Origin of the sequence: Blautia parvula (assembly GCF_020215665.1) — a bacterium.
Lineage (GTDB): Bacteria > Bacillota > Clostridia > Lachnospirales > Lachnospiraceae > Blautia > Blautia celeris.
On sequence record NZ_CP084061.1, the window covers coordinates 3,352,673 to 3,369,931 of the forward strand.

The 17,259-nt window shown below is 48.1% G+C and carries 16 protein-coding genes and 2 tRNA genes; 4 read left to right on the forward strand and 14 right to left on the reverse strand.

Going from position 1 to position 17,259, the window contains the following annotated elements:
* Positions 1–116 precede the first annotated feature (116 nt).
* The 3 genes from LC508_RS15490 to LC508_RS15500 all read right to left on the reverse strand — a co-directional run bounded on the left by LC508_RS15490 (position 117) and on the right by LC508_RS15500 (position 2,189).
* Positions 117–974 carry a homocysteine S-methyltransferase family protein gene (locus tag LC508_RS15490; RefSeq protein ID WP_054353084.1) on the reverse strand — a complete coding sequence of 286 codons (858 nt, stop codon included), beginning with the start codon at positions 972–974 and terminating at the stop codon, positions 117–119.
* Complete coding sequence (gene tadA / locus LC508_RS15495) at positions 955–1,452, reverse strand: tRNA adenosine(34) deaminase TadA (RefSeq protein WP_033143847.1); 498 nt, start codon at positions 1,450–1,452, stop codon at positions 955–957. The genes LC508_RS15490 and tadA overlap by 20 nt, the downstream gene beginning before the upstream one ends.
* A 649-nt stretch (positions 1,453–2,101) precedes the next feature.
* A tRNA-Ser gene (locus LC508_RS15500) sits at positions 2,102–2,189 on the reverse strand.
* A 147-nt stretch (positions 2,190–2,336) separates the two neighbouring features.
* On the opposite strand from LC508_RS15500, the gene LC508_RS15505 reads away from it, so the two are divergent.
* Positions 2,337–3,032 (forward strand): anaerobic ribonucleoside-triphosphate reductase activating protein, encoded by a 696-nt coding sequence (locus LC508_RS15505; protein WP_054353085.1) that lies wholly within the window; start codon positions 2,337–2,339, stop codon positions 3,030–3,032.
* Here LC508_RS15505 and LC508_RS15510 read toward each other — a convergent pair.
* Positions 2,991–5,630, reverse strand: coding sequence for a hypothetical protein (locus tag LC508_RS15510; protein WP_186971048.1), 2,640 nt, complete (start codon positions 5,628–5,630; stop codon positions 2,991–2,993). The genes LC508_RS15505 and LC508_RS15510 overlap by 42 nt on opposite strands.
* Positions 5,631–5,805: 175 nt before the next feature.
* Between LC508_RS15510 and LC508_RS15515 the strand changes: the two genes are divergently transcribed.
* A tRNA-Pro gene (locus tag LC508_RS15515) sits at positions 5,806–5,879 on the forward strand.
* A 67-nt stretch (positions 5,880–5,946) separates the two neighbouring features.
* Here LC508_RS15515 and LC508_RS15520 read toward each other — a convergent pair.
* Entirely contained in the window at positions 5,947–6,894 is a 948-nt protein-coding gene (locus LC508_RS15520; protein WP_033143850.1) for an AEC family transporter, read from the reverse strand.
* Between the two features lie 235 nt (positions 6,895–7,129).
* Positions 7,130–8,152: a LacI family DNA-binding transcriptional regulator gene (locus LC508_RS15525; protein ID WP_103732724.1), complete on the reverse strand. Its 1,023-nt coding sequence runs from the start codon at positions 8,150–8,152 to the stop codon at positions 7,130–7,132.
* A gap of 226 nt (positions 8,153–8,378) precedes the next feature.
* Between LC508_RS15525 and LC508_RS15530 the strand changes: the two genes are divergently transcribed.
* Positions 8,379–9,758, forward strand: coding sequence for an RsmF rRNA methyltransferase first C-terminal domain-containing protein (locus tag LC508_RS15530; RefSeq protein ID WP_181014522.1), 1,380 nt, complete (start codon positions 8,379–8,381; stop codon positions 9,756–9,758).
* Here LC508_RS15530 and LC508_RS15535 read toward each other — a convergent pair.
* From LC508_RS15535 to LC508_RS15570, 8 genes are all read right to left on the reverse strand, one after another.
* Positions 9,755–10,066, reverse strand: coding sequence for a hypothetical protein (locus LC508_RS15535; protein ID WP_054353090.1), 312 nt, complete (start codon positions 10,064–10,066; stop codon positions 9,755–9,757). The genes LC508_RS15530 and LC508_RS15535 overlap by 4 nt on opposite strands.
* Before the next feature lie 32 nt (positions 10,067–10,098).
* Positions 10,099–10,242 carry a hypothetical protein gene (locus LC508_RS15540; RefSeq protein WP_158587332.1) on the reverse strand — a complete coding sequence of 48 codons (144 nt, stop codon included), beginning with the start codon at positions 10,240–10,242 and terminating at the stop codon, positions 10,099–10,101.
* Positions 10,243–10,251: 9 nt separating this feature from the next.
* Complete coding sequence (locus tag LC508_RS15545) at positions 10,252–10,407, reverse strand: hypothetical protein (protein WP_158588590.1); 156 nt, start codon at positions 10,405–10,407, stop codon at positions 10,252–10,254.
* 2 nt (positions 10,408–10,409) lie between these two features.
* Complete coding sequence (locus tag LC508_RS15550) at positions 10,410–11,021, reverse strand: GTP-binding protein (RefSeq protein WP_033143853.1); 612 nt, start codon at positions 11,019–11,021, stop codon at positions 10,410–10,412.
* A gap of 51 nt (positions 11,022–11,072) precedes the next feature.
* The gene (locus LC508_RS15555; protein ID WP_033143854.1) at positions 11,073–12,107 is read right to left on the reverse strand and encodes a veratrol--corrinoid protein metyltransferase; all 1,035 of its coding nucleotides are present in this window, start codon (positions 12,105–12,107) and stop codon (positions 11,073–11,075) included.
* A 371-nt stretch (positions 12,108–12,478) separates the two neighbouring features.
* Entirely contained in the window at positions 12,479–12,766 is a 288-nt protein-coding gene (gene spoVG, locus LC508_RS15560) for a septation regulator SpoVG (protein WP_033142017.1), read from the reverse strand.
* An 87-nt stretch (positions 12,767–12,853) separates the two neighbouring features.
* Positions 12,854–13,969 carry a glucose-1-phosphate adenylyltransferase subunit GlgD gene (glgD, locus tag LC508_RS15565; protein WP_033142016.1) on the reverse strand — a complete coding sequence of 372 codons (1,116 nt, stop codon included), beginning with the start codon at positions 13,967–13,969 and terminating at the stop codon, positions 12,854–12,856.
* Positions 13,966–15,240 (reverse strand): glucose-1-phosphate adenylyltransferase, encoded by a 1,275-nt coding sequence (locus LC508_RS15570; protein ID WP_033142015.1) that lies wholly within the window; start codon positions 15,238–15,240, stop codon positions 13,966–13,968. The genes glgD and LC508_RS15570 overlap by 4 nt, the downstream gene beginning before the upstream one ends.
* Before the next feature lie 239 nt (positions 15,241–15,479).
* On the opposite strand from LC508_RS15570, the gene murC reads away from it, so the two are divergent.
* Positions 15,480–16,859, forward strand: coding sequence for a UDP-N-acetylmuramate--L-alanine ligase (murC, locus tag LC508_RS15575; RefSeq protein ID WP_103731065.1), 1,380 nt, complete (start codon positions 15,480–15,482; stop codon positions 16,857–16,859).
* The last annotated feature ends 400 nt before the right edge of the window (positions 16,860–17,259 follow it).

Here is a 17,259-nt window from a genome sequence, read left to right on the forward strand (position 1 = left end):
CGTTACGGGTATTCGCCCATTAAAAATCGCTTCGCGATGGGGCAAATACCTGCCGCCACTACTCTTTTGCACGGTCAGCGCAGTAAATGCGCAGACCTGACTGAACAGTTACCTTTTTATTTCAAAATGTCAGCCAATCTCCTGATATATTCCGGTGTCGTTCCGCAGCAGCCGCCCACAATATTCGCGCCGGCTTCCACAAGCACCTTCATGTGCTCTGCAAATTCCCCGGCTCCCATGGAATAGACCGCATTACCTTTATCATCGATCACGGGCATTCCGGCGTTTGGCTTTACAATGACAGGAATGCTGACCTTTTCCCTTATATTTTTCACTACGGAAACCAACTGGTCCGGGCCTGTGGAACAATTGATGCCGACAGCATCTGCGCCCATCTGTTCCAGTGTCTCCACTGCATCATAAATATTTCCGCCAAAGAATAAGCTGCCGTCAGACTCCACGGTCAGAGTGCACATAACCGGCAGTTCGCACACTGCGGCAGCGGCATCTATGACTGCCATCACTTCATCCACACCCAGCATGGTTTCCGCAATGAGCAGATCCACGCCCGCATCCGCCAGGACAGCGATCTGCTCCCTGTACGCCTCAAACAAGATTTCATAGGGCACATCCTGTTTGCCGGTGGTGGTCAGGTCGCCTGCAATGTAACACGCATCCCCGACTGCATCCCTGGAAATGCGCACAAGTCCCCGATTCAATTCCTCAACCTTATCCTCCAGCCCATGATTGGCAAGACTTATTCTGTTCGCTGAAAATGTGGAGGCGTAGACAATTTTGGAACCCGCCTCACAATACTCCTTCTGCAGTTTCTGCAGCACCTGGGGGTTCTCGTAAACCCACTGTTCGGAGCAGACACCTCTGGGCATCCCTTCCTTCATGAGATTTGAGCCTGTGGCCCCGTCTAAAAGCAATGTTTTGGCCTGTACCAGTTCCCTAAATTCCTGTTTTGTCATGACATTTCTCCTTTGCTTTTGCTTTCTCTTTTCTCAATTCCCGGAAGAATCCGCTCAGCATATCACTGCACTCCGCTTCCAGCACGCCGCGTTCCACTTCTGCCTTATGGTTAAACCCCTCCATCTCCAGCAGGTTCAGGACAGAACCTGCACACCCGGCCTTGGGGTTCATACTGCCGATGACCACTTTATCAATTCTGGCCTGTATGATGGCTCCTGCGCACATCTGACAGGGTTCCAGGGTGACATAGAGCGTGCATCCCTCAAGCCTCCAGTCCCCCAGCTTTTTGCTGGCTTTCCGGATGGCATTCATCTCTGCGTGGGAGGTGGTATTTTTATCTGTATTTCTTCGGTTATAGCCTCTGGCTATTATTTTCCCTTCATATACGATCACACAGCCAATGGGAACTTCCCTAAGGGCGTACGCTTTTTTCGCCTGCTTTATGGCTTCCTTCATAAACTTTTCCTGTGTATCCATTTCACGATCCGCCTTCCTGTATGATTCCGTCCGCATTGCGGGCAACGGGCCCTGGCCGTTGTTTCTGAATTATACTACACTCCGCTTTTGTAATGCAATAGCCAAGAACGGCCCAGTATAAAAGTCTTTCCCATTTCTTTCATAAATTCTTCAAAAATTTCAGAAAAGCTTTATTGTGCTGTCATAAATTCCTCACATTTCTTGGATATACTGTAATTGTCAGCAAGGAGGACGGCAGCAGGAGCCGGACCTCACAAAAAAGCCAACTGACTTATTTATATAGATTTTTCTTTTCCCTCCCTCTTTTGCCGGTACTTCGCAGAGTACCGGCTTTTTCCTGTCCGAAAAGAGTCTTTCGTTTCTTCTTCAGATTCTTTTTAAATATTTTTAAAATGCTTCAGAAAAGCTTTATATCCTTGTCACAGAATCCTCACATTTGCAGGTTATACTTTAATTGTTGTTGAAGAAGACAGCAGCTGCATTACAGTGATATATGTGGCTGCCGGGCTTCGCCTAATAAAGCCAACTGACCTATTTACATAGATTTTTCTTTTCCCCCTCTTTTGCCGGTACTCGCCAAGGTACCGGCACTTTTCAGCTGTTGGAAAAGGTAAACAAAAAACCCGCTGGTTATGCGGGTTTAAGACAGCGGAGACGGTGGGATTCGAACCCACGTGCCGGTTACCCGGCAACTTGATTTCGAGTCAAGCTCGTTATGGCCGCTTCGATACGTCTCCATACCTGTTCATTATAAAGCCAGCCTGCTTTCCGGTCAAGTACAAATGTGAGTTTTCCCTGGTAAAAGCCCACTGTGTATAGTAAAATATAAAGTATCAGCAAAGGACTTACGGTCCTGCCCAAACGATACCTAAAGGGGGATTTTTATGCCAATCAATGGTTTCAACAAAACAACGCTTCTGGATTACCCCGGCAAAATAGCTGCCACCATTTTTCTGGGAAGCTGCAATTTCAGGTGTCCCTTCTGCCATAACAGCGGGCTTGTCCTCTCACCCGGAGAACAGCCGGTCATTCCCACGGAGGATGTGCTTAAAGTTCTGAAAAAACGCCAGGGCATTCTGGAGGGGGTCTGCATCACAGGAGGAGAACCCACCCTGGACAAAGATATCTTCTGCCTTATAGACAGGATAAAGGAGCTTGGCTACCCGGTCAAGCTGGATACCAACGGCTCTCATCCCTGGATCCTGAAAAAACTGATCAACAATAAGATGGTAGATATGGTCGCCATGGACATCAAATCCTCCAAAGAATCTTATGCCAGAGTTGCAGGCAGCAAGCATCTGGACTTAAAACCAATCTGTGAATCCGTGGATTTCCTTATGTCCGGCAGTGTCCCCTATGAATTCAGGACAACCGTAGTCAGGGAGCTGCATACCCAGGAAGATTTCCGCTCCATCGGAAACTGGCTTGCCGGGTGCAGCGCCTACTACCTCCAGGCCTATAAGGACTCCCCTGAAGTCATAAGGCCTGGATTCAGCAGTTATTCCAAAAGGGATTTGGATTATTTCTGTCTTATCCTGTCAAGAACGATTCCTGCGGTTTATATCCGGGGTATCGATTAAACGGTACCAGTAGCCAAAGCGCGGCATGGCAGCTTTGCCCTGCGTTTTGGCTGCCTTGAAGTTGGGGAAGCCGAACATACCTGCCATGAGACATTCCTGCCGGTCATAAACACCCGGAACACCCAGTATGTACCGGCCGTCATCTCTTCTTCTGCCCAGGAGCAGGTAATGATAACGGTAATATCCATGTCTCAGAAAATTGTTGTTCATCAGCCCCCTGTCTCTTCTGGCAAGTATCCGCAGCTCCGCAGGTGTTATCTGTCTGCAGTCCACAATCTCCCCGTCTGAAAACGGAGCAAATACGGCAGGCTGTCTGGCGGCCTGTGCGGACTGCCCGTGAAGCTCACCTTCCTCCGGACTCTGTACCGTCTTCTCTGTCACTTCTTTTTCCATCTGCCTCATGTTGCGGATGGCATCCTCATCCTGGTCCAGTTCTTCCAGAAGGTTCACTGCATCCTCCTCACGGTCACCTGCCGGGTTCCACGTAGACTGCTCTGCTGCATCCGTACTGCCGGATGCTTCGATCCGCATTTCACTGTCCGGATACTGGTCCCTTCCGAAGATTTCATGATCAATCGTTTCCCGGTACAATTCTTCTTCTGTGTATGGAGGCCTCTCCATGTCCGGGGCTGTGGTGTCCGGATTCCGGTCTGTGTCCGGCATTGCAGTATTCCGGTTCTGGTTCATATCCGGCATTGTGGTATTCCGGTTCTGGCCCATATTCGGTACTGCTGCGTTCCGGTTCTGGTTCATATCCGGCATTGTGGTATTCCGGTTCTGGTTTATATCCGGCATTGTGGTATTCCGGTCCTGGCCCATATTCGGTACTGCTGCGTTCCGGTTCTGGTTCATATCCGGCATTGTGGTATTCCGGTTCTGGTTTATATCCGGCATTGTGGTATTCCGGTTCTGGTTTATATCCGGCATTGTGGTATTCCGGTTCTGGCCCATATTCGGTACTGCTGCGTTCCGGTTCTGGTTCATATCCGGTATTGCGGCATTCCGGTCCTGGTCCATATTCGGTACTGCTGTGTTCCGGTTCTGGCCCATATTCGGTATTGCTGTGTTCCGGTTCTGGCCCATATCCGACCGTGACGGTTCCATAACCGGCTGTACTGTATTTTCTGTCCGTGAAGGGGCGACCGGCTCCATTCTCTGCTCAGATCGTTCCTCCTGTCCTGTTTCCGGTTCATCCTCCTCATAATGCTGTGGAAAATAAGTTCCCCTCTCATTTATACGAGGCGGCATGTAAGGGTCCCCCTCTGTCCGGGACGGCATTGCCTGCCTTCCTTCCTCTGTTTCAGAAGATTCATTGGAACGGTTCTCCTCCATGCGTCTGCCCGGCGCGGAAGTCTCATTATCCCGTCCTATGACTGGTGGATAGCCCCAATCCCGGTGGCCTGCATTCGAGAAATTACTCCTCTCTTCCCGGTTTCTATCAGGAGTATTCATACCTCCCTGTCTGAATGTATTGGACGGATATCTGCCCTGCCAAGGAGTGTCATCCATGGAATTATTCCTTCCGGCTCGGTTACCATCCACAGCATTATTTCCCGCTTCCCAGTCCGCCTCTATGGCATTCTCCCTCTCTGCGCGGTTTCCTCCCACGGCATTGTTTCCCGCTTCCCAGTCTGCCTCCATGGCATTTTCTCTTTCCGTGCGGTTTCCTCCCATGGCATTGTTCCCGTCTGCACGATTTTCCTCCATGGCATTGCCTGTCTCTGCACGGTTTCTTTCCATGGCATTCCCTGCTTCTGCACGGTTTCTTTCCATGGCATTCCCTGCTTCTGCACGGTTTCCTTCCATGGCGTTCCCTGCCTCTGCACGGTTTCCTTCCATGGCGTTCCCTGCCTCTGCACGGTTTCCTTCCATAGTATTTCCTCTCTCTGCACGGCCAGCATTCGTTGAATCCGTTTCTATTTCCACTGTTGTGTCTGTGCGGTAATCCATTTCCTCCAGATTATCATCCGGGCTCTCCCCGCTGAACAGATTAACTGTCTCTTCAGAATGCTCCGCTAACGGCAGGGAACCCTCTTCATCGTCCAGAGCAACTGGCCCCTCTGCTTCCATGAGCGCCTCCGCTGCTGCAACACCCTCCGGCAGTTCATCCTGCACAGCCTCCGGTCCTGTCTCCAGCTCCTCTTTCTGCATATTATTATTTGTCTCAGTGGCTCTGTCCGCGTTCCGGGATCTGTCCTCCTGCATTCTCGGGAGCCTGATTTCTTCCAGGCGCACAGGACGATCATCCCACCCTGTACCATACATGATTCCATCTCCGGTCAGCATGACCAGACCGCTCAGGTCGTTCAGTCCGTACGCAGTGCCTCCCATTCCCTGATCCGGTACTTCCGTCTGAAACTGGACCGTATCACCTGCCAGGTCACATTCTCCAAGATAAATGCCTTCACATCCGTCGCTTTTTCTCACAAACCCGTAAATTTTACAGGGTGCCTCCTCTTTTCCATAGATCCCTTGAATCCGATAGTTCATGCGGCACTTACCATCCCGGGCCTCTACTTTGATAAATCCCTTCCCATTTCCTTTCTTTCCATCCGGGTACTCATATACATACGCAACAAATCGCCGATATCCAGCCAAATTTTCTTTCTCCAATACCAATTATTCCGTAAAGTATATGAGCAAAAAAAACATTTAGAACTCTGCATAAAACCCGGATGAAAAAGTTTTTGAAAAAAATGCAAAAATATGTTGACATTTCTGCCGCCATTATATATAATAACAAATGCTGAATGACACAGCCGAAACAAAATAACGAAGCGTGGCTCAGTTTGGTAGAGCGCTGCGTTCGGGACGCAGAGGTCGCGTGTTCGAATCACGTCGCTTCGACTTTCAGCAGAAGCATCGGAAACGTAAAGTTTCCGGTGCTTTTTTCTTGCCCAAAAACAAGGACCTCTCAATTGAGAAGCCCCATCTGTCTCAGTATAAATATAGTAACAAACAATGTAAATATAGAAACAGCACTGCTGAAAACCACAAGCTGCCCTGCAAGCTGTTCATCTGCTCCCGCCTGCTGGGCCATGATATAGCTTGACACCGCGACCGGTGTCTGGTAAGCCAGCAGTGCCGCCAGCAGGTCTGAATTACGATATCCCATTGCAACCACCATAGGAATAAAGATAAGTGGCAGAATCACCATCTTGACCGCAACTACCCCTCCGGCAATTTTCAAGTTCCCCCTCACTTTAGAGAAATCAAAGTCTCCTCCCAGGATCAAAAACGCAATGGGTGTCGCCAGTTTTGCCAGATCATTCAGCGTGGTGTCTGCCGCCTTGGGAAGTTTAAAGCCCAGAAGCGAGGCAATGATTCCCAGAACCGATGCAATGATCAGCGGATTTTTCAGAATCCCCACAAGAACCTTCTTAAAGTCCCGCTCCCTCTTTCCTCCGAAAAAGGACAGCGCGATCACTGCCAGAAAATTATACATGGGCACCAGAACCGCGCTTAAAATAGCGGCAGTCACTGTATTGGCCGAACCATACATATTCTCCACCACCGCCACTCCGAATATGACGTAGTTGCTCCTGAAAATCCCCTGGATCACCACGCCCTGCTGGTTTTCCTTTTTCACAACTTTAGGTACAATGAGACATAAAAGAACAAATAAAAGAAGCAGACTACCTGCCGCAAAAAAACAAAGCCCGCCCTGCATCTGCTCCCTGATGTTGCTCTGATATATATTTTTAAACAGCATACAGGGCAGAAATACTTTAAATACAAGGGAATTTGCTTTTTTCAGCAGGTCTTTGTCTGCAAGATCCGTATAATTAGCTATCGCGTAGCCTATCACCATCAGGAAAAATAATGGGGCGATGACATTAAAAGACAATATGATATTTTCCATTTCTGTTCCTCCCGGCGGTTTTATCCGCATGATTGTCTATTATACGCCCTTCTCTCTGCCTGCACAATTCCCTTCCCGCACGGTTTTAAATATTTTTGCTGTCACCCTGTGACCTACTTCCGTGACGATTCATTGCTTCATTATGTCTTACGATCAGTGAGACAGCGCTTTTACTTTCTTTCACCTCTTTTTTACCCATACGGAAAAGGGCTAAAAAACAGAGGCCTGAATAAAATCATTCAAGCCTCTTCACACTTTCCCTTTCACTTAAACTGGAAGGTATGGCGATCTTCATATGCGGCGTTCCGCTCTCCAGCAGTCCCCGCCTCAAAAGTTTCACTGCCTCCTGGGCCATCTCTTCCAGATGAATGCTGATACTGGAAAGCTGTGGCTGCATCAGGGTTGCAAGTACTGTGTCGTTGTAACTCAAAATGCTGAAGTCCTCAGGTACCCGGTACCCCATCTGCTGCACCCCCTGCATTACACCAATAGCTGTGGCCTCATTAAAGGTAAAAAATGCTGTGGCAGGATTTTTTTCTTCTTTCAGGTAAGCACTTGTCTTCTCCAGCACATTGGCTGCCTCCCTGTCAGTGTCCAGATAAACCGCCTTTAAGTCTTTTCTGTAATACTTCATGTACTCCCCGAATATTTTTCTTCGTTTTTCCGGCGCGTCATTGCCCATGGAGTCCGTTGACATCAAAGGACCCACAAATGCAATGGTTTTGTGGCCCATTTCAGCCAAATAGTTCACCCCCTGATGAATCCCCACCTGGAAATTCGGCACCACAGAGCTGAACCGATCCTCATACGGTGAAGAGTCCAGAAAAACGATCTGGTTCGTCCACTGCTCCATGGCATGAACCTGCCTGGCGCCAAACTGCCCCACTGCTATAATTCTGTTCAGCCCTGACTGGCTGTTGCTCTTATAGCATTCCTCCTCCTCATCGTACTGAAGGGTGACCGTCTCAAATCCCTCCTCAAAGCAGCTTTTATCCAGGCTGCTCTTTAGATACAGATAATAAGGGTCCTCCAGCTTCATCTGGGAATCCATCATTTCAATCATTCCGATTCTGAGCTGTGCTGCTTTCTTACGGCTGCTTCTGACACTCTTACTTTCGTAGTCCAGTTTGCCGGCTACCCTCAGGATTTCTTCTCTGGTACTGTCAGTCACACTGAGGGAGACATCATGATTCAGCACTCTGGAAATCGTAGCTATGGAATAACCGGTCAGCTCAGAGATTTCTTTTAGTGTAGCCATATCACTCACTCCGCTTATCTTATGGTAATTTTACTTGTTTTGCCCTTGCCTTTTACTTAATTTAAATCATATCATTTTTACCTTTTATTTACAAGAAAATACGAGCAGACTGGCAGGAATCAGCATATTACACAACAATGCCGTCAGGGATTTTCCAGTGGCGCAATAAAATCCTTCATGCTATAATAAGGCCAAAACCACGCATTCTGCGAAAAAGGAGACAGCTATGATCGAACAGCTCCCAAAAGCTTTCCTCAGCCGCATGGAGGACATGCTTCAGGATGAATATACTGCGTTTATAAAAAGCTATGAAAATCCAAGACATTTCGGCCTCAGAGTCAATACACTGAAAATTTCCGTGGAGGAATTTCTCAAAATAAATCCGTTTCATCTGACACCTGTTCCATGGACAGAAAACGGCTTTTACTATGAGGAGGCAGACCACCCGGCAAAGCATCCCTACTATGCCGCCGGCCTGTACTATCTGCAGGAGCCCAGCGCAATGGCTCCCGCCGCGCTTCTTCCCGTCACGCCGGGGGACTATGTACTGGACCTCTGCGCAGCTCCCGGAGGCAAGGCCACAGAACTGGGCGCAAAGTTAAAGAAGGAGGGTATGCTGGTTGCCAATGATATCAGCAATTCCCGTGCGAAAGCCCTGCAGCGAAATATTGAACTGTGCGGCATCACCAACTCGTTTATCACCAATGAAATACCCGCATCACTGGCTAAAGCCATGCCGGAATTCTTTGATAAGATCCTGGTCGACGCTCCCTGTTCCGGGGAGGGAATGTTCAGAAAAGAACCTGCGGTTGCAAAAACATGGGATGAGGACAGACCCGACTTCTTTGCAAAGCTGCAACGGGAATGTGTCTCTGCCGCCATTTCCATGCTGAAGCCCGGCGGGCTGATGCTCTACTCCACCTGTACCTTTGCACCGGTTGAAAATGAAGGGACGGTTTCCTTTATCCTGGAAGAGTATCCGGAAATGGAACTTTTGGAGATTGACGGATATGAGGGATTTTCCCCCGGCAATCCGGAATGGGGAAATAAAAATCCCGAACTTGCCAAATGCCTTCGTATTTTCCCTCACAAAATGGACGGGGAAGGACATTTTATGGCACTTATGAGAAAGAAAGGCAGCTCCCGGCAGACCATATCCGACTTCGGTACAAAACCGGATAAAGAGGCACAGAAGCTGCTGTCTGAATTTTTCGCGGAGAAAGATATTCCTTTCCCCACCAATCGCATAGAAGTGCGCAGCAGCAATGTATATTGTCTGCCGCCTGCGGATAACCGCTTCAGGGGAATCCGCTTTCTCAGAAACGGACTGTTTCTGGGTGAGTTAAAGAAAAACCGTTTTGAACCATCCCAGCCGCTGGCACTGGCCCTGAAAGCCCATGAATTTCCCTCCTGCCTCAGCCTTTCCCCGCAGGACGACCGCATTGGACGTTATCTGAAGGGAGAAACCCTTCTGGTGGAAAAAGGGGAGTGCACAAAGGAGAAAGGGTGGCAGCTCATCTGTGTGGATGATTTCCCCCTGGGTTTTGGAAAGCTGGTAAACGGCACATTAAAAAATAAATATCCTGCCGGATGGCGTATACATTAATTTTCATGGAGCTGCCTGTCCATGTCCCCGAACATATCCCGGACAAGACTGAGCAGTTCCTCCTCTTTCACAGCAAATACAATGGCAGCCATGTAAAGAATCAGCTCAGGCAGATTGGATTCTTTTTTCATTACGGTCCTGTCTGTCAGGGAATACATTTCCACGTACCTGATTTCCACTGAGGTCTTGATATGCCCGATAATGCCGCCGCGGCTGTCTATCTCACCTGCCAGCGCCTCCATATACTCTGTGAGCAGTTTTCCGGCCCTGCCCCTGTCCGCTGCTGTGTGGTACTCTGCCGAAACCACAACAGCATTGTCCTGCAGAAGGGACGTTACTTTCAGTTTTTCTTTTTTCTGCGTACATGAAGGGCATTGACATGCTTCGTCATGATGATGTTCGTGTACATGATGACCGTCCCCGGCATGATCGTGACCGCACGTTCCGTGACCTTCCGCTGTATGATCATGTCCGCACGTTTCATGACCTTCTGCTATATGGTCATGTCCGCACATTTGGTGACCTTCCGCTGTATGATCATGTCCACACGTTTCATGACCTTCCGCTGTATGATCATGTCCGCACATTTGGTGACCTTCTGCTCCATGGTCATGTCCATGTTCATGCTGCCTCTGCATATTTTTTTCATCTTCAATCATTATCCGTCACTCCCATCACCATATCCCACACATGTTCCTCCACATGGCCGACTGCTGAGGTAGCGATCCGCGCGGCATTCGGGTTCATCTCCGCAATATCCTTCTCCACTGTCCTGAGCACATCCTCGGACACCAGATCTGCCTTATTCATGAGAACTACGTCTGCACGCTCTGTCTGCCCCACAAAAAGTTCCCGCATGGCATTCAGAAGCCGTTTCCATCTGGATACATCCACTACCGTACAGACACGTGATTCCATTCCGATCCCTGCCGCCAGGTTATCCTGTATCAGCCCCGGATATGCCAGACCCGTTGTCTCCACGATCAGCCAGTCAGGAGTATACTGCTTTTCAATCTCATAGGCAGCGGAGACCAGTTCTCCCGCCAGAGTACAGCAGGCACAGCCATTGAAGAGATTCTCCACGTTAAATCCGTTTCCCCGCAGAAGCTTGTCATCTATCCCTTCTCTTCCCACCTCATTTTCCAGGATCACCACTTTATAGGCACTGCCTGACCCGGAACTGTCCACCAGATAGCGGGCAAGCTGGAGGAGGAGCGTTGTCTTACCTGATCCCAGAAAACCGCCTAATATCAATACCTTCATTTATCATCACTTCTTCCTGCATCACTGCCGTATCACTTTTCATGCAATGCATCACTTTTTATAGAACGCATCACCGTAACGGAATACTTCATCAAACAAGATACCATTTTTTCTTATTACTTCGGGATCATCGATTGCCCCCAGATATCCGCCGCACCAGCAGAAACCGCCGCCCGGTGCCAGGCGGTCCATGGTATCCCTTACAGCCTGCCGTATTTCCTCTTCTGTCACATTCGGGTCAGCCAGATGGTCGCGCGGGTCGAATCCACCCATGATCACCAGTTTGTTGCCGTACTTCTCTTTGATTCCCGTCAGGTCATTACAAGTCTGCGCCGGGTCCCAGGCATTGACGCCGATGGAGAGCCAATCCTCAATGAAAGGTTCTGCCTTGCCGCAGTTATGCATGGTAATGGGGATTCCCAGATCACGCCCGAATTTTGCCTGTCTGTTGTGGAAGGGCAGTACCAGGTCATGATACATCTGCTGGGAGATAAAAGGAGCTCTCCAGGCAGCCGTGTCATCCATAAGGGTCAGCACATCAGGCTTCACATAACCGATGATCTGCCGTGTGATCTCCGTATAAAAATCACACATGTAGTCAAAAAGCGCGTATACCTCCTCCGGTTCCTCCGCCATGGCACAGAGACCTTCCGTAAATCCCATGAAAGCCATCAGGTTCTGGAAATATCCCACGTGAAGATTCAGGGCTATGGCTGTATCCTCCCGGTTTACCCCCTGGCGGTAAAAACCCTCCAGTTGTTTTTTCGCCATGGCTTCCCAGTCTACCCCTTCCAGGGAGGGTGCTTTGATCACATCCCGCCACTTCGTAATGTCATCCAGGATAAATTCGCCGGGTTTTGGAAGCAGGGCATTTCCGGTCTCTCTTGTGGGGACATAGGTAACACCCCAGCAGTCCTTGCCGCCTCCCTGAAAACGGAAATACGCCACGATTTCAGGCTCCAGCATACAGGATGTACAGGGTCTGGTCATATTGGGCATAGGGCCGAAACTATAGGTCGGAACCCACTCCGGCTGTTCTCCCCGCAGAGTCATGAGATAATTGGTCTTCTCTGTCATTTTTGCCATATTGTATCCTCCTTCTTGTGATCAGATGCTGCCCGGCATCAAAATCACATATGCGGCCGGACAGAACAATGAACTTTTCTGGTAACTGTTCAGTCAGGTCTGCGCATTTACTGCGCTGACCGTGCAAAAGAGTAGTGGTGGCAGGTATTCGCCCCATCGCGAAGCGATTTTTAATGGGCGAATACCCGTAACGATTCAGCTGGCTGAATAGTTACCTTTTCTGATTCTATTGTATCTTTTCTCCTGACTCTTCACTACGTCTGCGGGGTACAAAAAATGACTTTCTGCTCCTGCCACTTTTGTACTTTTCATTTTCCTTTGCACAGCGCAAAAAAAGCCGCCTGCAGAATGCAAACGGCTTTTTATACTTTCTATGCTTCAGCTTCAGCTTCCACAGGTTCCTCGGCGAGCACCTGTTCGTATTTTTCCAAAATAATGCCCTGGATTCTTTCACGGGTTTCAGAGTTAATCGGATGTGCGATGTCCCTGTACTCACCGTCGGTTGCTTTACGGCTGGGCATGGCAATGAACAAACCTTTCTCCCCTTCGATAACCTTGATGTCATGCACTACAAATTCTTCATCGATTGTAATGGAGACAACAGCTTTCATCTTACCTTCCTTCGCAACTCTTCTTACTCTTACATCTGTGATGTTCATAAAAACCTTCCCCTTTCATATGCCATTCTTAAAAAGTCCTGCTTATGATGTCACTGCACCCTGCACACTTTTTACTTGTGTATTTTCTTATAGTACATAACGCTCGTTCTTCTCCACTACGATCTTAATGCCGTCCTCACCGCAATAGTAGGAATTGGCACGGATCGTATCACGGCTCTCCACGATACAGTTCTCAATGTGGGTATTATCCCCCAGATACACGTCGTTGAGAATAATGGAATTCTTGATCACGCAGTTATTGCCTACAAATACTTTCTTAAACAGAACAGAGTTTTCAACCTGTCCGTTGATGATACATCCGCTGGAAACCAGACTGTTCTTCACATCTGAACCGGGATTATATTTTGCCGGAGGCAGATCATCAATCTTGGACTGTACTCCAGGGTACTGATTGAAGAAGTAATCTCTTACTTTTGGTTTCAGGAAGTCCATATTGGTTCTATAGTAAGATTCCACAGTGGAAATGTTGCTCCAGTAAGTATTGATCTTATAGCCATAGATTCTCTTCAGGTTCTTATAACGGATGAGAATATCTTTTACAAAATCATATCTGTCTTCCTGTGCACATTTTTCCAGAAGCTCAATAAGCTGTCTTCTTCTGATCACATAGATACCGGTGGAGACAGTATTGGTGCGTGTAACCATGGGTTTCTCTTCAAATTCTTCGATTCTGCTGTCCTCATTCATTTTCAGGCAGCCGAATCTGGTAGTGTCATCCCCATACACATCTGTACAGACAACTGTAATGTCCGCGCGCTTTGCAATATGGTACTCCAGAACTTTATTGAAATCCAGCTTGTACACACCGTCGCCGGATGCGATCACCACATAAGGCTCGTGGCTTGATTTGAGGAAATTCAGGTTCTGGATCATGGCATCTGCTGTGCCTCTGTACCAGAAGCTGTTGTCAGCAGTAATGGTCGGTGTGAAGGTGTAGAGACCTCCCTGCTTTCTGCCGAAATCCCACCATTTGGATGAGCTCAGATGCTCATTCAGGGAACGGGCATTATACTGTGTCAGAACCGCAACTTTTTGAATATGGGAATTTGACATGTTGCTAAGCGCAAAGTCTATGCTGCGGTAACTTCCGGCGATGGGCATTGCCGCAATCGCTCTTTTCTGTGATAACTCTCTCATTTTATTGTTATTGCCGCCGGCAAGAATAATACCTATTGCTCTCATGCTGTCTCACCTTCCTTATTCAATGTTTCGCCGCTCTCCAGTATGCCGTCCGGATAGTCTTCGCCGGTTGTCTCGCCAACAATGGCTGTATTCTTGCCGATCTTCACATCAGACGGAATTACTGTGTTCTCTCCCACAGTTACAAGGCCAAAGGAGTAAACGCCCGGTTTTTCCTTGTTCGGAACCTCCTCGCCGATACCCATGACTACATTGTCCCCCACTGTGACATTCTCAGCAATGATGGCCTTGTCTATCACACAGTTTTCACCGATAAAGGACTGTTTCATGATAATGGAATCGCGCACAACTGCGCCCTTTTTAATAACGACGCCTGCACCAATAACGGAATTATGTACCTCGCCGTATATCTCAGTTCCCTCTCCCACTATACTTCTCTCCACCACAGCGTCAGCGGAAATATACTGCGGAGGAATAATATCACTCTTGGTATAAATCTTCCAGAACTCTTCATATAAATTAAATTCAGGAATGATATCGATCAGCTCCATATTGGCTTCCCAATAGGACCCCAGTGTTCCGACATCTTTCCAGTATCCGTTGTACTCATAGGCAAAGAGGCGCTGGCCTTTTTCCTTGCAGTACGGAAGGATATGTTTGCCAAAGTCACATCCGGGCTGGTCTTTCAGTGCGAGAAGGGCTTCCTTCAGTACCGGCCAGCTGAAAATGTAAATACCCATGGATGCCAGATTGCTCTTCGGATGCTCCGGTTTCTCCTCAAAATCCGTAACGCGTCCTGACTCATCTGTGATAGCAAGACCAAAGCGGCTTGCCTCCTCCCACGGAACAGGCATACATGCCAGTGTGACATCAGCTTTGTTTGCTTTGTGGTAATCCAACATTACCTCATAGTCCATTTTATAAATGTGGTCGCCGCCCAGGATCAGCACATAATCGGGATTGAACTCCTCCATATATGCCATGTTCTGGTAGATAGCGTTTGCAGTTCCTGTATACCATTCCGTATCCGTCTTCTTCTCGTATGGCGGAAGAATGGATACGCCCCCAACATTCTTATCGAGATCCCACGGAATACCGATGCCGATATGAGTATTCAGGCGAAGCGGCTGGTACTGCGTCAGTACACCTACGGTATCAACTCCTGAATTAATGCAGTTACTCAGCGGGAAATCAATTATTCTGTATTTTCCCCCGAATGTTACTGCGGGTTTTGCGACTTTTGCAGTCAGTACGCCCAATCTGCTGCCTTGTCCACCTGCGAGCAACATTGCAATCATCTCTTTCTTAATCATGCAATCACCTCTTGTATATTCTATGATTTTTTTATTATACCACATTAAATCATAATTGTGAACAATTTTAACAATTTTTTTTCGACTTTACATTAGTTTTTGTGACATTTTACCTGTCTGTAACCATTTCTATAACTGGGGGTTTCATTTTGTACTCTTTTTAGGTATAATAAACGCAAACAGTGTCCCATTGACACTGCCCCATATAATAATAAAGAAGAGAAAGGAAGCACAACCTTATGTATCAGATAGATTTTAATAAGCCGCTGCACATTCACTTCATCGGCATCGGCGGCATCAGCATGAGTGGCCTGGCTGAAATTCTTTTAAAAGAAGGTTTCCCCATATCAGGTTCAGACTCCAGAAAGTCGGAACTGACTGCCCATCTGGAGAGCCTTGGCGCCACTGTCCGCATTGGCCAGCGCGCTTCCAATATCACAGATGACATTGAACTGGTTGTCTATACAGCCGCCATCCACGAGGACAATCCGGAGTTTGCATGTGCCCGCCAAAAAGGGCTCCCTATGCTCACAAGAGCGGAGCTTCTGGGACAGATTATGAAGAACTATGAAATACCTGTGGCTGTATCAGGCACACACGGCAAAACCACCACCACTTCCATGATTTCACACATCCTTCTGGAGGCTGATGCCGACCCTACGATCTCTGTGGGCGGAATACTGCCTGCCATTCACGGCAATATCCGTGTGGGCCGGTCCGAGACCTTTGTCACAGAGGCCTGTGAGTACACCAACAGCTTTCTGAGCTTTTTCCCCAAGATCAGCATCATCCTGAATATTGACGCGGACCATCTGGATTTCTTCAAGGACCTGGACGATATCCGCCATTCCTTTAAGCTGTTTGCAGAGAAGCTGCCCGCTGACGGAACCCTGATCATCAGCAGCGATATTCCGGATTATGAGGAGATCACCAAAGACCTTTCCTGTGAGATCATCACCTGCGGACTGGAGCACACGGCTGATTACATGGCCAAAAACATTACCTTTGATGAATTTGCCCACGCTTCCTTTGACTGCGTAAAAGGTGATGAGGTGCTTGGCCGGTTCTCTCTGTCTGTTCCCGGAGTCCACAACGCTGCCAATGCCCTGTCTGCCATAGCCCTTGGTGAGAAGCTCGGCCTTTCCATGGAGGATATTCAGAAAGGACTTCTGCACTTCGGCGGTACTGACAGGCGTTTCCAGTACAAGGGCAAAGTGGGCGGCGTCACCATCATCGACGACTATGCCCATCATCCGACAGAAATCGCCGCCACACTGCGCACAGCCAAGAATTATCCGCACAGAACAACCTGGTGTGTCTTCCAGCCGCATACGTATACCAGGACAAAAGCCCTGATGCACGAGTTTGCGGAGGCCCTGACACTGGCCGACAAAGTGGTTCTGGCTGACATATACGCTGCGCGGGAAACCGACAACCTGGGAATCTCATCCCAAAATCTGCGGGATCTGGTGGCCTCCCTTGGTACAGATGCGTATTATTTTTCCACATTTGATGAGATAGAAGAATTTTTATTAAAAAATTGTATCCACGACGATTTGTTGATAACTATGGGTGCCGGAGATGTGTATAAAATCGGCGAAAACCTGTTAGGAATGTAAAGTTATCCACATTATCCACATGCTTATACACATTTACTCCAGAATAAGCATGTGGATTTTTTTGGGTATAAGCCAGTTAACATAATAATGTTACATAATTTGATGTAAACCTTTAAAATCCCTATCTTTTCGACATTTTTCGGTTGCCAATAAAAATACTCCACTTTTTTATCCACATTATCCACATTTCCCACAAAGTTTTCAACACATCTAAGCAGACGCCTCTCCTAAAAAATGCATATTCTCTTTTCAAAAATTATATGTTATACTTACAAAAGACGGGGAAACACTTGCTTGGGCGGACCTTTTTTACATGTCTGCGCTGGGCGTACATGAAAAGTTGTTTTCCTGTTTGTCGTGCCGGAATCTTTTCGGCTAACTGGATTTCAGGATAGAAAAG

What these genes read in the sequence shown, in the direction of transcription:
- LC508_RS15490 (WP_054353084.1), bottom strand. Translation starts at nt 974, where the DNA reads ATGACAAAACAGGAATTTAGGGAACTGGTACAGGCCAAAACATTGCTT.
- tadA (WP_033143847.1), bottom strand. Translation starts at nt 1,452, where the DNA reads ATGGATACACAGGAAAAGTTTATGAAGGAAGCCATAAAGCAGGCGAAA.
- LC508_RS15505 (WP_054353085.1), top strand. Translation starts at nt 2,337, where the DNA reads ATGCCAATCAATGGTTTCAACAAAACAACGCTTCTGGATTACCCCGGC.
- LC508_RS15520 (WP_033143850.1), bottom strand. Translation starts at nt 6,894, where the DNA reads ATGGAAAATATCATATTGTCTTTTAATGTCATCGCCCCATTATTTTTC.
- LC508_RS15525 (WP_103732724.1), bottom strand. Translation starts at nt 8,152, where the DNA reads ATGGCTACACTAAAAGAAATCTCTGAGCTGACCGGTTATTCCATAGCT.
- LC508_RS15530 (WP_181014522.1), top strand. Translation starts at nt 8,379, where the DNA reads ATGATCGAACAGCTCCCAAAAGCTTTCCTCAGCCGCATGGAGGACATG.
- LC508_RS15540 (WP_158587332.1), bottom strand. Translation starts at nt 10,242, where the DNA reads ATGAAACGTGCGGACATGATCATACAGCGGAAGGTCACGGAACGTGCG.
- LC508_RS15545 (WP_158588590.1), bottom strand. Translation starts at nt 10,407, where the DNA reads ATGAAAAAAATATGCAGAGGCAGCATGAACATGGACATGACCATGGAG.
- LC508_RS15550 (WP_033143853.1), bottom strand. Translation starts at nt 11,021, where the DNA reads ATGAAGGTATTGATATTAGGCGGTTTTCTGGGATCAGGTAAGACAACG.
- LC508_RS15555 (WP_033143854.1), bottom strand. Translation starts at nt 12,107, where the DNA reads ATGGCAAAAATGACAGAGAAGACCAATTATCTCATGACTCTGCGGGGA.
- spoVG (WP_033142017.1), bottom strand. Translation starts at nt 12,766, where the DNA reads ATGAACATCACAGATGTAAGAGTAAGAAGAGTTGCGAAGGAAGGTAAG.
- glgD (WP_033142016.1), bottom strand. Translation starts at nt 13,969, where the DNA reads ATGAGAGCAATAGGTATTATTCTTGCCGGCGGCAATAACAATAAAATG.
- LC508_RS15570 (WP_033142015.1), bottom strand. Translation starts at nt 15,240, where the DNA reads ATGATTAAGAAAGAGATGATTGCAATGTTGCTCGCAGGTGGACAAGGC.
- murC (WP_103731065.1), top strand. Translation starts at nt 15,480, where the DNA reads ATGTATCAGATAGATTTTAATAAGCCGCTGCACATTCACTTCATCGGC.